The 13,496-nt window shown below is 48.1% G+C and carries 13 protein-coding genes; 10 read left to right on the plus strand and 3 right to left on the minus strand.

From position 1 onward, the window contains the following. Positions 1-12: 12 nt before the first annotated feature. The gene (locus tag C3432_RS14585) at positions 13-750 is read right to left on the minus strand and encodes a FadR/GntR family transcriptional regulator (RefSeq protein WP_103777315.1); all 738 of its coding nucleotides are present in this window, start codon (positions 748-750) and stop codon (positions 13-15) included. A 247-nt stretch (positions 751-997) separates the two neighbouring features. Between C3432_RS14585 and ilvD the strand changes: the two genes are divergently transcribed. Genes ilvD through C3432_RS14610 form a run of 5 tightly spaced genes read left to right on the plus strand, consistent with a single transcriptional unit; the run spans position 998 to position 5,905 of the window. Continuing rightward, on the plus strand, positions 998-2,713 hold the full coding sequence (gene ilvD, locus C3432_RS14590) for a dihydroxy-acid dehydratase (protein WP_248381650.1): 1,716 nt from the start codon (positions 998-1,000) through the stop codon (positions 2,711-2,713). Between the two features lie 49 nt (positions 2,714-2,762). Continuing rightward, positions 2,763-4,067 carry an FAD-dependent oxidoreductase gene (locus tag C3432_RS14595; RefSeq protein ID WP_181012925.1) on the plus strand — a complete coding sequence of 435 codons (1,305 nt, stop codon included), beginning with the start codon at positions 2,763-2,765 and terminating at the stop codon, positions 4,065-4,067. A gap of 10 nt (positions 4,068-4,077) precedes the next feature. Then, positions 4,078-4,974 carry an NAD(P)-dependent oxidoreductase gene (locus C3432_RS14600; protein WP_103777318.1) on the plus strand — a complete coding sequence of 299 codons (897 nt, stop codon included), beginning with the start codon at positions 4,078-4,080 and terminating at the stop codon, positions 4,972-4,974. Then, a complete protein-coding gene (locus C3432_RS14605; protein WP_248381648.1) occupies positions 4,974-5,738 on the plus strand; it encodes an HpcH/HpaI aldolase family protein in 765 nt (254 codons plus the stop codon). Before C3432_RS14600 ends, C3432_RS14605 begins: the two co-directional genes overlap by 1 nt. A 23-nt stretch (positions 5,739-5,761) precedes the next feature. Then, positions 5,762-5,905: a UxaA family hydrolase gene (locus tag C3432_RS14610; protein WP_219816742.1), complete on the plus strand. Its 144-nt coding sequence runs from the start codon at positions 5,762-5,764 to the stop codon at positions 5,903-5,905. 519 nt (positions 5,906-6,424) lie between these two features. On the opposite strand, the gene C3432_RS14615 is transcribed toward C3432_RS14610, so the two are convergent. Continuing rightward, positions 6,425-7,318: a dihydrodipicolinate synthase family protein gene (locus C3432_RS14615; protein ID WP_103777320.1), complete on the minus strand. Its 894-nt coding sequence runs from the start codon at positions 7,316-7,318 to the stop codon at positions 6,425-6,427. 21 nt (positions 7,319-7,339) lie between these two features. Then, the gene (locus C3432_RS14620; protein ID WP_103777321.1) at positions 7,340-8,035 is read right to left on the minus strand and encodes a B3/B4 domain-containing protein; all 696 of its coding nucleotides are present in this window, start codon (positions 8,033-8,035) and stop codon (positions 7,340-7,342) included. Between the two features lie 43 nt (positions 8,036-8,078). Here C3432_RS14620 and C3432_RS14625 point away from each other — a divergent pair, with 43 nt between their 5' ends. The 5 genes from C3432_RS14625 (at position 8,079) to C3432_RS14645 (ending at position 13,413) form a co-directional block, all read left to right on the plus strand. Next, positions 8,079-8,681 carry a helix-turn-helix domain-containing protein gene (locus C3432_RS14625; protein WP_103777322.1) on the plus strand — a complete coding sequence of 201 codons (603 nt, stop codon included), beginning with the start codon at positions 8,079-8,081 and terminating at the stop codon, positions 8,679-8,681. A 61-nt stretch (positions 8,682-8,742) separates the two neighbouring features. After that, positions 8,743-9,204, plus strand: a complete 462-nt coding sequence (locus tag C3432_RS14630; protein WP_103777323.1) for a GNAT family N-acetyltransferase — start codon at positions 8,743-8,745, stop codon at positions 9,202-9,204. A gap of 26 nt (positions 9,205-9,230) precedes the next feature. Further along, positions 9,231-9,749: a GNAT family N-acetyltransferase gene (locus tag C3432_RS14635; RefSeq protein WP_103766665.1), complete on the plus strand. Its 519-nt coding sequence runs from the start codon at positions 9,231-9,233 to the stop codon at positions 9,747-9,749. Positions 9,750-10,395: 646 nt separating this feature from the next. After that, positions 10,396-12,216 (plus strand): ATP-dependent nuclease, encoded by a 1,821-nt coding sequence (locus C3432_RS14640; protein WP_103777324.1) that lies wholly within the window; start codon positions 10,396-10,398, stop codon positions 12,214-12,216. A 414-nt stretch (positions 12,217-12,630) separates the two neighbouring features. Further along, complete coding sequence (locus C3432_RS14645; RefSeq protein ID WP_103777325.1) at positions 12,631-13,413, plus strand: PD-(D/E)XK nuclease domain-containing protein; 783 nt, start codon at positions 12,631-12,633, stop codon at positions 13,411-13,413. The last annotated feature ends 83 nt before the right edge of the window (positions 13,414-13,496 follow it).

Consider the following 13,496-nt stretch of genomic DNA (forward strand, 5'->3'; position numbering starts at 1 on the left):
CTTTGTGCGCAATCAGTCGATCTCTTTATCCACATGCTGGACGATAAGATCGGCAACGCGCGCTGAGTTCTTCGCCGCCAGCGCGTCCAAAATCGCTAAGTGCTCTTCATGCAGCACCTCAGTCTGCTCCGGTGTGAAACCATACTGCCGCCATGCCAGCACCCATAAATGGTGCAGTTGCTCCTGCATGTTGATCAGGATCGGATTGCCGCCCAACCGGGCCACTTTTTTCTCAAAACTCAGATCCAGCGCGCTGTCATCATCATCGCAATCCTGGCACGAGAATTTTTCCCGGTTAAGCTCGATCAATTCCCGTAGCTGGTTAATTCCCGACTTATTAGCGCGCCAGGCGTAGTCTTCAAAGATGGCTCGCTCAATCGACGTCCGTGCCACAATCAGATTACGCAAGAACTCTTTTGTCACCCCACCTTCGATTAACCTTTCAAGGCTATGGGTATCGCTCAGCGACACCGCCGGTGGTTCCGCCAGGAAGGTTCCGCTGCCCACGCGCGTCTCAATACGTCCGGACGATTCGAGTACCTTCAGCGCCTGACGCACCGAGGTACGGCTGACATTGAGCATACTGGCGAGCTCGCGCTCGGATGGCAGGCGCTCACCCGGTTTGATCTGTTTGCTGTCGAGGAAATTAGTGATGTGTTGGATGATCGTCTGAAAAACATCCGTGCGCTTAATGGGGATCATCGTGAATTTATTCTTGTCCGGCATACCGTTACCTCTTCCCAACGACATATCGCACTTGTGGGCAGTTGCTTTCTCTGCACTACGTCGTACTCAATCACTGTGGCGTAAAAATTGGATGGACCACTATATCATTATTAGCCGTTCAGTGCCCTACCTTTCCCTTCGCAAGGATCGAAAAGGCTAAAAAACCTCCATATTTGTGACCTTTATTGCATTTCACTTAAAAATTGGTTGGACAACCAACCCAATTAGAGGATATTCCGGTTCATATAACCACAACCCGATAAAGGAATTCATGATGTACAGAAGCAATTTTAAGCCGGGCTCGACCCGCTGGGCAGTACGTCGTGCGCAATGGCGCAGTATGGGGATCCGCGAAGAAGACATGCATAAACCGAAGATCGCGATCATCAATACCTCCAACAAGCTCTCCTGCTGTTATGTCCATCTGGATGAACTTTGCCGAATCGTTGAGCAAGCGATTCGTGACGCAGGGGGATTACCATTTGAAGTGCGCACTGTCGCACCCAGCGACTTCGTGACCAGTGCGGGAAAAAAAGCACGGTATCTGATGCCAACCCGTGACCTGATGGTTAACGAAGTGGAGTGCATGATGGAAGGCGCAGTACTGGACGGCATGATCTGTCTCTCCTCCTGCGACAAAACGACACCGGCACACCTGATGTCAGCTGCACGATTGAATGTGCCGTCCCTGCTGCTGACCTGCGGATACCAGGTGGGTGGCAAGTGCTCGAACGAAAAATTCGACGACCAGTTCTTCGATATTGATGACGTTTACGAGCAGGTGGGTGCCCTGGCAACCGGAACAATCAGCGAAAAAGATCTGACCGACATGACCGATGTCGCGATCCAGTCGCCAGGCGTGTGCGCCGGTCTGGGTACTGCCAACTCCATGCACATCGTGGCTGAAGCATTAGGCATGACGCTACCTGGCAACTCGCCGATCTGGGCCAACGGTCGCAAAGTGAAAGAGTACGCGCAGGCCGCCGGGAAACGCATTGTTGAACTGACCCAACAACAGGTTCTGCCGCGCGATATCCTCACAGAAAAGGCTATCCAGAACGCGGTCATGACAGTGCTGGCCGTCGGTGGTTCGGTGAACACCGTTCGTCATCTCTCAGCAATCGCCACCGAAGCCGAACTGCCGATCGATGTCGTCAAACTGTATGAAAAATACGGTAAAAACATCAAGTTACTGACATCTGTTCGCCCTAACGGTCCGTTCCGTACAGAAGATCTGGAAGCAGCGGGGGGTACCACCGCGGTGATGAACCAGCTGCGCAATTTCCTCAATCTGGATGCGCTGACTGTCACGCAAAAAACCGTTGGTGAGAACATTAAAGACGCAGTGGTGAAAAACCATGAAGTGATCCGCAGCCTGGATAACCCGGTCAGCCAGCGCCCTGGCGTGGCGATCCTGCGCGGCAATCTCGCCCCGGATGGCGCCATCGTCAAACTTTCTGCTGTGCCGGGGGAACTGGAGCAGTTTACCGGCCCAGCCAATATCTACGAAGGCGAAGACGAAGCCATTGAGGCGTTGGGCGAAGGCAAGATCCAGAGAGGCGATGTGATTGTCCTGCGCAACATGGGCCCGGCAGGCGGCCCCGGCACGGTATTCGCCTGTAGTTTCGTGGCGGCACTGAACGGCGCAGGGATCGCGGAACATGTCGCGGTAATCACCGATGGCGAACTCTCCGGTCTGAACCGCGGCATTATCGTCGGCCAACTGATGCCAGAAGCCGCTGCTGGCGGGCCACTGGCGGTGATCGAACAGGGAGAGATCGTACACATCAACTTCGTCGATCTCAGTATCAATATGGATGTGCCGCAGGAGGTGATCGACACCCGGCTGGCGCAGTGGCAACCCAAACCTCTGCCTCTCGGCGGCGGTAGCGGCACTTACCTGTCGCAATATGCGCAACTGGTGCAGCCGATTGCACAGGGCGCGGTGCTGGGTAAACGTCGCATCCACGCGAAAAACATCGATTAATCATCACAGGATGGGGGTGAGCCTTCACCCTCAGCACGAGGAGGCACTCATGCAAATCTGGCACGAAACCGCCAATGAACTCCCCGTCACATACGACGTTGATGTTCTGATTGTGGGTGGTGGTCCAACCGGTGTTGCAGCCGCAACCGCTGCTGCACGCGCTGGGGAAAAGACACTACTGATCGAGCGCTATGGTTTTTGTGGTGGTATGGCGACCGCAGGCATGTCCGGGGCAATTTGCGGGCTATTTACCTCGGGTAAAGGTCCTCATGAGCAGTTAGTGCACGGCTTTGCCGGTGAGTTTTACCAGCATCTGAAGCATCGCGGCGCCGTCAGCGATCCCTTCCCGTTCGGTGAGACCTGTCTGGTGGTTCATGAACCACACACATGGAAAGAGATCGCCGACGATCTGCTGGCTGACAGCGGCGCTAAGGTGTTGTTTCACACCCTCGCCACCGACGTGGTGATGGAAGGCAATCAGCTGCGCGGTGTGATTATTGAAAATAAAAACGGCCGGCAGTTGATTACCGCGCGTCGTTTTATTGATGCCACCGGTGACGGCGATCTGTGTGTAAAAGCCGGGGTGCCTTATACCTGCGGACGTAACGGGATGGTGCAGTACCCCACGATGGTGTTCCGCATGGGCAATGTCGATATCGCACGCGGTATTGGCCATCCTGTGGCTCAACTAGAAACATGGGTGGAAGCCGCGCAGGCCCAGGGCTTCTACCTGCCACGCAAACATATTTATCTCCTGCCCTCCCCTCGTCCCGGCGAAGTCATGTGCAACGTCACCAGCATATTACGCGACGACGGTAGACCCATTGACGCGACCTGCGCGGAAGATCTGACCTTTGCCGAGCAGCAAGGACGCAAACAGGTACGTGAATATGAACGTTTTCTGCGTGCATGGGTTCCAGGTTTCGAAAAAGCCTGCCTCAACGATGTCGCGGCACAAATTGGCATCCGCCAGAGCCGGACGATCGAAGGGCGCTATCGCCTGACCAACGAAGACGTTTTTCAGGCCCGCAAGAGTGACCGCAAAGTCGCCAGCAGTGCCTGGTGTATTGAAGCACACGGGCAGGACGGCATCTTTATGTTCTATCTCGACAATGACTGGTACGACATTCCCTACGACACATTAGTGCCGGACAGTGTGTCGAACCTGATTACGGCGGGTCGTACGCTGTGTGCCGAACATGAAGCACTGGCCTCTGCCCGTGTGACCGCACAGTGTTTTTTGACGGGGTTCGCCGCCGGAACAGCTGCCTGGCTGAGCCGTCGCGAAAATTGTGCGTTCGCGGACATCAATGTCGCGGAACTGCGCAGCATTATTGAATACCAAACTTATTAAGGTGAAACACATGAAACCAGTTTTAGGCTTTATTGGTCTGGGCATTATGGGCAAACCGATGGTGCGCAACCTGTTGAAAGCAGGCTACACTGTCCATACCTACAGTATTGTGCCACAGGACGTGGAAGAAATTGTCCGCGATGGCGCCGTCGGTCAGACCTCGGCGCGTGCCGTGGCGGAAGCGGCAGATATTACCATCACCATGGTACCCAATACACCACAGGTTGAAGACGTGCTGTTTGGGGAAAACGGCCTCGCCTCTGCGCTGCGGGAAGGCAAAGTGGTTATCGATATGAGCACCATATCGTCCCTGGCCACCCGTAACTTTGCGCAAAAGATCAAAGCACTGGGCGCAAATATGCTGGATGCCCCGGTGAGCGGCGGCGACAAAGGGGCAAAGAGTGGGACACTGTCGATTATGGTCGGCGGCGAAGCGGACGTTTTTGCCCGCTGCAAACCCATCCTTGAGGTGTTAGGTGGGCGGGTAACGCATGTTGGTAGTAATGGTGCCGGCCAGGTAGTGAAATCCTGCAATCAGGTGCTGGCCGCGGCTACCATGGCAGCACTTGGTGAAGCGCTCGTCATGGGCGCCAAAGCGGGAGTGAATCCAGCAAAAATTGTGGAAGTGCTCTCAGCGGGCTACGCACGCTGTGGCGCGCTGGATATCCGTGGGAACCTGATTCTGGAACGCAACTTCGACCCAGGTTTCATGACCCGCTTACAGTACAAAGATCTCAATCTGGCGATGGAACTCAGCCAGGGTATCGACTCCCCGATGCCGATCGCCAGCCTGGTGCGTGAGTTGTATAAAACGTGCATGGCACAGGGTACAGGAAACGAAGACCATTCAAACATTATCAAAGTCTTTGAGCAGCTTTCCGGCATCGAAGTGCAGGCAAGGAGTTAATGATGCGTTTCCCTGATTTCAAACAACGGCTCCGCGAGGGGCCATTACACGGTTGTTTTGTCACCTTCCCCTCTGCGGCGCTCACTGAATTTACCGCCGCGATGGGATTCGATTTTGTGCTTATCGATAATGAGCACGGCAATATGAATCCAGAGACGGTAGAAGATATGGTACGCGCCTCGCACAGCCAGCAGGTGCCTTGTCTGGTACGGGTTCCGTACAACCGTGCCGAATACACGCGAAAAGCGCTGGATTTTGGTGCTGACGGGGTGCAGGTACCGCTGATCAATACCGTAGAAGACGCTCACCTCGCCAGTCGGCCAACACTGTTTCCGCCGCAAGGCGATCGCGGAGTCGCCTTCCTGCCACGAGCGGCAAATTATGGTATGTGCACAGATAAAGCGCGTTATCTGACCGAAGCCAACGCGTCGCGGATACTGTCTGTACATATTGAAACTGTGGAGGCGGTAGATAACCTCGATGACATTCTGGCTGCAGGACTGGCTGACGTTTATTTCGTCGGCCCTGGAGACTTAGCCGTATCAATGGGTTACGGACACGATTTGAACCATCGTGATGTACTGGACACCATTGAACGCTGTATCCGCAAAATCGCCGCCAGTGGCAACATCGCAGGGACTTATGTCGGTACACCGGAACGCGCGGCAGAAGCGATAAGCTGGGGCGCACACTACCTGGTGACGGCAATCACCCCGCATATGGTAAACGGCGCGAAACACTACTTACAAATAAAAAATAACTAATTTGCCTTCACTACCATCAGCGCATGAAAGAAGATATGAATCTCAACTGTGGTGTCGTCATTGACGGAGACGCTACATTGCGCCAGATGGGAGAAGCCTTTTTTGAGAAAATTAACGCAGTCGCTTCCGGAGAAAAGATTAAAAGTGAAGCACTTGGATTAGGCTAAAAATGAGTTCGTTCCCTGGCAGATTGGCGTATTGGCTTAACACAACAGGCGACATGTCCTAACATGTCGCCTGTTTCAGAACTGAACGTAAACGACAGGCCCTATTACCTTCATAATGAGTAAATGTATACTAAACTCACCCTACCATTCAGCGATATAAAGATATAAGCCATCTCTACAGCACACAGATCGATGTACGTTGCCGAACGCCATAAATACCGGTGTGGATGAGACATAGAAGCAAGATGAAGCCTACCTCAGGTTGTATCGGCAGTTACGAACTGAATGTGAATATCTGGGCGCTGCGAGTTGCCGACCGTGCACAGACACAACTAATTCGATCAGAGATGATGCTACATCATAGTCATAATGTCTGTACTGAGCGTAAAGCGAATCTTTGTCATTCTGTAGTAAAATTCGCTATGTGATCAGTTTACAGTAATACCTTCCTTTGAGGGGGTATGAAAGGTATTGCCCAGTTTTCTTAAGGACCTGCAGACTGCTAGTCCATTGGAGGGATTATTTAAGTTCCAGTGCGCGTACCACCCCGCCAATATCCGCTATATCACCCGCCGACAGCGGCTGAATAGGTCGAGGTAAACAATCGGTATCCGTCAGCCCAAGCACGCCTGCGGCGGCAGCAATAACACGGATACTTCCGCCATGTTTACGGAACAGCGCCCACAACGGTTCCAGCCGGGTTGTCAGTGCTGTGACGCGGGCATGATCCTGTGCTGCGGCTGCCTCCGTGATCTTTTTTGCTGTTTCCGGGAACAGACCTCCGCATACGGAGTACCAGACCTCACAGCCAGCATTTAATCCCAGGCCGGCAGAAGCATCACCACTGATACCGATGGTTACGTCAGGGCGCAGATGTTGACGTAACGCATTCACCCGCTCAGTCGCTGCAGCGGGGCTATCCGGTACGCCAGGGATCTTGACCGAGCGAATCCCCTCAAGTGATGAGAGACGACCGTGGAGTTCATCCGTAAAGGTAAAATGCGTCGTGCCCGGATTATCATAGATACACACCGGTACAGACACGTGCCGGGTAACGGTCTCAAAGAGTGAGAATACTTCTTCGTCACGGAGTGGCTGGTAGCTGACCGCCGGGAGTAACAGAGCATTCGCGCCGGCTGCCTGCGCGTCATCTGCCAGATGCAGGATAGCATCGGTACTGACCGCTCCCACACATACCATCATTGGGATATCCCCGGCATGCTGTTTTGCCAGCGTTGCTACGCGCTTACGCTGCTCCCGGGTCAGATAGGCGTAGCTTCCGGTTGACCCCAGGATACCCATAGAATCAACCCGAGCTTCTGTCAGGCGGGAAAGAATATGGCTGAAACCCTTTTCATCCACGCCTCTGGCGGTGACTGGGGTTAATGGAAACGCCGACAAACCGGTAAACATAAAAGTTTCTCCTGAATGATATTACTGCTGTTGTTCTTCGATGAGAGCAACCTCAAACCACAGACCGGGCATCATTTTTTCCAGACCGTCGGTCAGCATCTTCCCGGCTTCGTGAAGTCTCTCCAGCGGCATCTGCGGCAGGCTTTCCAGAATAAACCACATTTGCTGAGCTTCCACACCTAAGCGGGTTCTGCTCCCCTGTCGCCAGTTCCAGCGGCGGCAGGTCACGCCGATATCATCACACCAGATGATCTCGCCTTGTGAAGGATATTCAACGGCCGTTTCCCCCTCTTTGACTGTATCAAAAGGCTCTGTTCCTTTTGCCACAGCCAGACATGGTGAACCCTGATAGGCAGCGATATTCTCTCCACCCACCGGAACGGCGTAGCGGAGACTAACGGCATTATAAAGATCAACGATGGGATCAAGTGCTGGCATCGTTCCGTCACGTAATACGCGCTTGCGTAACGCATCCGCTGAGCAAGGGGTGCGTTTAGGTTTAGCACCAAACTTTTGAAAAACCTCTGCCCATGCGGCCAGATGCGCTTCCGCCCACTCAGGCTCACCGGCCAGAACGGCTTCACAGACTTCTCGCAGCGCTGTTTCTCCGATATCGGGGTTAAGCACTGGTGCAGCTTTTACGTAGACACTGAGTGCCCGAAAACCAGGCGCAATGCGATAAATTTCAGGGGCAATTGACGGAGAGACTGTTAACACGTGATAATCCTGTAATGACCAATTTATCTCATGATAATGACCGATGACCAAAAAAGTCAATTTAATGACCGATGCAGATTCAATCGTCAGCACCGTAAATGAAGCCGTATCTCAGCGGATTAAGCTGTATCGTAAGCAAAAGAAAATATCGCTCGATGAACTCTCCCGCCGGGCGGGCGTCAGCAAGGGCGCGCTGGTTGAGATTGAGGGATGCCGGGCGAATCCCAGCATAGCCCTGTTATGCCGCCTGGCTGTCGCGATGGGGGTTTCGGTAGCCGATTTTGTGGATGTCAGTTCCAAACCGACCGTGCATCTCATTGCTGAAGATGAGATCCCCGAATTGTGGGCTGGTGAAAAAGGCGGGAGAGCAAGGTTGCTCGCTGGTTCGGGCGGCCCTGATATGACCGAACTCTGGATGTGGGAAATGCAGCCGGGGGAAAAATTTGCTTCACCTGGCCATACGGAAGGGACGCTGGAACTGTTTTATGTCCAGTCGGGCACGCTCACACTGGGCGTACAGGATCACGTGTATCGGGTAAAAACCGGCTGTTCGGCAACGGCCAGAACGGACGTTCCTCATTTCTATGAAAACCGGCAGGAAAGTCCATTGGTTTTCATCATGACAGTACATGAGAAAGCATCCTGAGTGTTGCCCGGTATGCCAGTAGGGCTTGTCTTATCAAAGCGAGTTTACAAGGAGTTGTTCAGTGGATAATCAGCATCTGAGTTTTACCAACGGCCAGTTTACCGTCACAACCGATCCCGCTTTTTTTCAACTGGAAGCCATTCACGATTACCTCTCGCAATCGTCCTGGGCTCCTGGCATTGATGTTGAAACGGTCAGAATATCAATCCAGAACAGCCTTTGTTTTGCGCTTCTGGATGGAACAAGACAAATCGGCTTCGCCCGTCTGGTCACAGGCTATGCCACTTTTGGTTATTTGTGCGACGTCTATGTGCTAAATGATTATCAGAAGAGTGGTCTCGGCCGTTGGCTGATTGAATGCTGTCACGCCCATCCGCTGTTGTCACGCCTGCGACGGATAATGCTGGTAACCGACAGCGCTCCCTGGTTATACCGGAAGCTGGGGTATAACCCATTGAACCGACCAGATTTTGTCTGGCAAATCAATCGACCCGATATTTATCGTAAACACGGACAAAAATAAGAATATTTTTCAGAGAGTAATGATCAATGTTAATCCGTAGGGCCGGTCCCACTGATGCAGAAGAACTTGCCATTCTAGCCGAACGAACTTTCAGAAAAACTTTTGAGGATGATAATACTCAGGAGGATATGGAGCTCCACTGCCTGGTAAGTTATTCAACGGATATTCAATTGAAAGAAATCCTCAGACAAGACTGGATTACATTAGTCTGCGAATACGAGAGCAAACTGATAGGATACGCCCAACTGAGGTGGGAAGAGTTTCCACCCTGTGTAAATAGCATCCATGCCGGAGAAATCCTGTGCCTGTATGTCGATGAGCCCTACCATGGTAAAGGATTTGCACAAGCACTTATGCAGAAGTGTTTTGCTGAATTTGAGGCAAAGGGATCGGATCCTGTCTGGTTAGGTGTCTGGGAACATAACCCAAGGGCAATCTCTTTTTACCGTAAGCTTGGGTTTACCGAGATAGGTGAACATATCTTCCAGGTTGGGTCAGATCCCCAGAGAGATATCATTATGAAACGCTCAACTTGGGTTGGTTGAGCAAACGTTATGACGTCCGCTTCACGCCCTGAGACATTCGACATCTTTTTTATCCCAGAAGACAATAATGCACCATTCGCAACAATCTGCTGGTTTTTATTAAATTCTGGCAGTTATCCCTCTTTTCTTCTCCGCAGATCCGAAAAAAGCTAAAGTCGGATCTGGGCAGATTAATCATATGCAAGGGCGAAGGAGATACGAAAGAAAGGGGGCAAAGCAAAAGGCAGGTGGGAAAGAAAGGTCCGCTTTGAGCGAAGAGCGGACATGCGGAAGCATGGACTATGTATGAAAGTTAATAACGAAGTAACTAAACTCTGTTATTGCGGTGATGAAGTCGAATGTGATTGCACTGATAGTAGGGTTGGATTTGCAGTAATTTAAATGCGGTGCGGAAAGATTGATTTTATCGCATATGATTGAAAGCGTTCGGTGCCGAAAACTCGCGAGCAGGGAATTGGGCTGGGAGTACCTATAAGGGTATAGCTTACTCTACATGACACTAGAAATCGAATTCGCAGCATCTTGTACAATAACTGTAGCATTTAATAAAATCGTACACACATCACACTTTTAAGCGATTCCCGAGCATCGATTCAAAGAATATGTTATTGAAATAACACCCTTTTTATCTAAACACAGCTAAAGTATGAAACTAATTCGCATTGACATTCAAAATTTTAGAGGCATATCTTCTGCTTCAATCAATCTTGAGAATTTTACAACTTTAATTGGTTCAAATAACATTGGGAAATCGACAATACTTAAAGCAATTAAAATTCTCGTTGATACGACCAACCCCACTTCTGAAGATTGGCCATTCCGTACAGCAAGTAATGATGAGATGATCATCACCGGTACGTTTTCTGATATTCAAGACTCTGAAAGATCGAAACCCGCAATATCTAATTTAATTCATGATGGTGAATTAAAAATTCGAGTCAGGACCAAATGGGATTATGATAATGAATGTATGGGCATTCCTTCTTATGAAGCTTATTATAATAAAGAAAGCATAGAAGATTTCACGACATCAATCGTTGCAGCGAGATCTATCCCATGGCTTTTGGATATTATTCGCGAGCTTAATTGCAATAACAGCAAAGCCTACAAAGAAATGCAAAATGATGTTATTGGCATAATTAAAGAACGATACCCTGAAAAGGTCACATCTGATTTGTGTTGGACGTCAGATGGTATTAATTTTAAAAATAGCTTACAACAAGCATTACCACACGTTCTATACATCCCTGCATGCTTTAAAATTGAGGATGATCTTAAATCTCAAAAAGGCACTCCGTTTGGATTTTTATTTTCAAATAGAGTATACCCTGTTTTACAGGCTGATTCATCATTCGAACAATATACATCCTCACTTGACCAGCTACATAAAAAAATGAAAGGTGAATTAGATGGCGAGCTTATCGAAGGACTTCAGGAGTTAATGGAATCAATTACTGATTCACTTAACCAAGTTATGGATTTGAAATCCAAAGTAAAATTGAGTCTCACTGATATAGATATTAATGCTGCATTGATGAAAGCAGCGACGTTGGTTATTGAAGATAAATTAGAAACTCAACTTGAGTATCAGGGAAGTGGGGTTCAAAGGGCTCTGGCATATGCACTTTTAGAATCTAATGCATTGTTCGAAGTGACTGAATCTCAAAGGTCTACTATAATTTTATACGAAGAACCAGAGTTATACATCCATCCGCATCTAATGAGATTATTAAGAGATAAACTTAGAGATAAATCTTCAAATTCCTCTTATCAAGTTATCGTCAGTACTCACTCACCTTTTTTAATTGATATCGCTGAAAATCCATCATCCCTAAAACTCATAAAAGATAATAATGAGGGAACAAGGACGGTACATGAAATTGATGATTCAATTTTTCATGTAGGTGAAGAATATGATGAAAGGGAAATGCTTAGAGCAGCATTAGATTTTCACCCGACTGTATGTGAAGCATTTTTTGCCAAGCGAGTTGTTGTTGTCGAAGGTGACACCGAAGTTGCCATACTTAGATTTTCATCTGAGTTATGCGATAAATTAGGGATAAATAAGGATTTAATTAAAGATACAACTATAGTCTCCGCAGGAGGAAAGTGGACGATACTAGCTATAGCAAGAATTTTATCTAAACTGAGTATACCTTTCAAAGTTGTACATGACACCGACCGCAAAGGAATGACAGAAGAGCAAATTGCAAATATTTCTGCTATTAATGCTTTCCGAGCAAATGACAAAATTAGAGATATCGTTGGTGATGCTAATGTATTTCGTGTAAATGACACATTTGAACATCTGCTATGGGACCCTGTGATTGATGGCAATGCTCCATCTGAAGGAGGAAAGCCCTTCAATGCATGGAAAAGGGTTCGCTCTTATATTGATGGTTCTATTGCTTTAAATCCAATCTGCGAGGGTAAACTACGATCTGTTCTTCAATTTATCTACGAATAATTGTCGATACAGTTATCGCATGCCGGTATTTTTACCGGCATGCACTGTAGCAATATGCTCAGTACTCGAAATTTTGTTTTATCTGAGTACTTAAGCAGTATGATGAGAATGGATAGTTTTATGAGCAGGGAGAGTTACCATTTTGAGTACTTCCCTCTCACACCTACCCATTAGCAATGGGGGAGTAATTTCGCGTAGTATACAGGACCATGTAAAGCTATTCATCTAATTTTATAGTATCAAGTGTTTCTAACAAGAAATCTGTAAAAATACATTTTCAAATATTCATTACTCAAATAAATAAGTTGAGACAACAGCGATGTTATTTAAATGTTAATACTAAAAATGTTGTTTAATTGGAAAGTGTTTAATTATATAATAGTGGCTATTTAACGCCAAATAAGGATCTTAATCATGCTAAATCCTGTTGATATTTTAGAAAAGCAAAAAAACATCATACAATCGTTGAAGGGTAATAGAAGAGGAAATAGCAATGGCTTTGAAAAATGGAAACGAGATACAACCGTAGCTATCGAAAAAATTTTTGGCAAAGATTCATCGCATGTGAAAGAGTTCTCAAATATAAGTTATAGTCTATTCATGTTCACAAGTAGTACCCCCGATTATGAATTCGATAGGGCGTTGGACAGAGGACTTGATACAGCATCTACCATGCTTGAATCGATGATCGATGAGATCCATCTTTATGGCTTGGAAAGTGATTTGTCATCATATGAAGCCCATCCAGTAGATGTTGTCAATAAACTTATTAATCGTTTCCATTTGGTTGCTAAACAGCTTAGGCATCGATATAACGATCGTGATTCCTTTGAAATAGTAGATGAGTATGATGTTCAAGATCTCTTACATGGTCTTTTAAAAATTGACTTCGACGACGTAAGGCCGGAGGAATATACCCCCTCTTATGCTGGTGCATCTACACGCGTCGACTTTCTTCTTAAAAAAGAAAAAATAATCATTGAAGTTAAGAAGACTCGAAAAGGATTAACATCTAAAGAAATTGGTGAGCAATTGATTATAGATATGGCTCGATATAAATCTCATCCTGATTGCGAAACGCTTGTGTGCTTTGTATATGACCCAGAGGAAAGAATTAAAAATCCCATTGGACTAGAAAATGATCTTGAGAAAAATGCTATTGATATGAATGTGAAAGTCATTATATCACCAAAATAACATAAAACATTGACCTTTCTATGAATCAAAAGCCAGCTTGGCACGGAATAATTTACTAGTATATCTATATATATTAACTATTT

It is taken from the genome of Citrobacter amalonaticus (assembly GCF_002918555.1).
GTDB classification, from domain to species: domain Bacteria; phylum Pseudomonadota; class Gammaproteobacteria; order Enterobacterales; family Enterobacteriaceae; genus Citrobacter_C; species Citrobacter_C amalonaticus_A.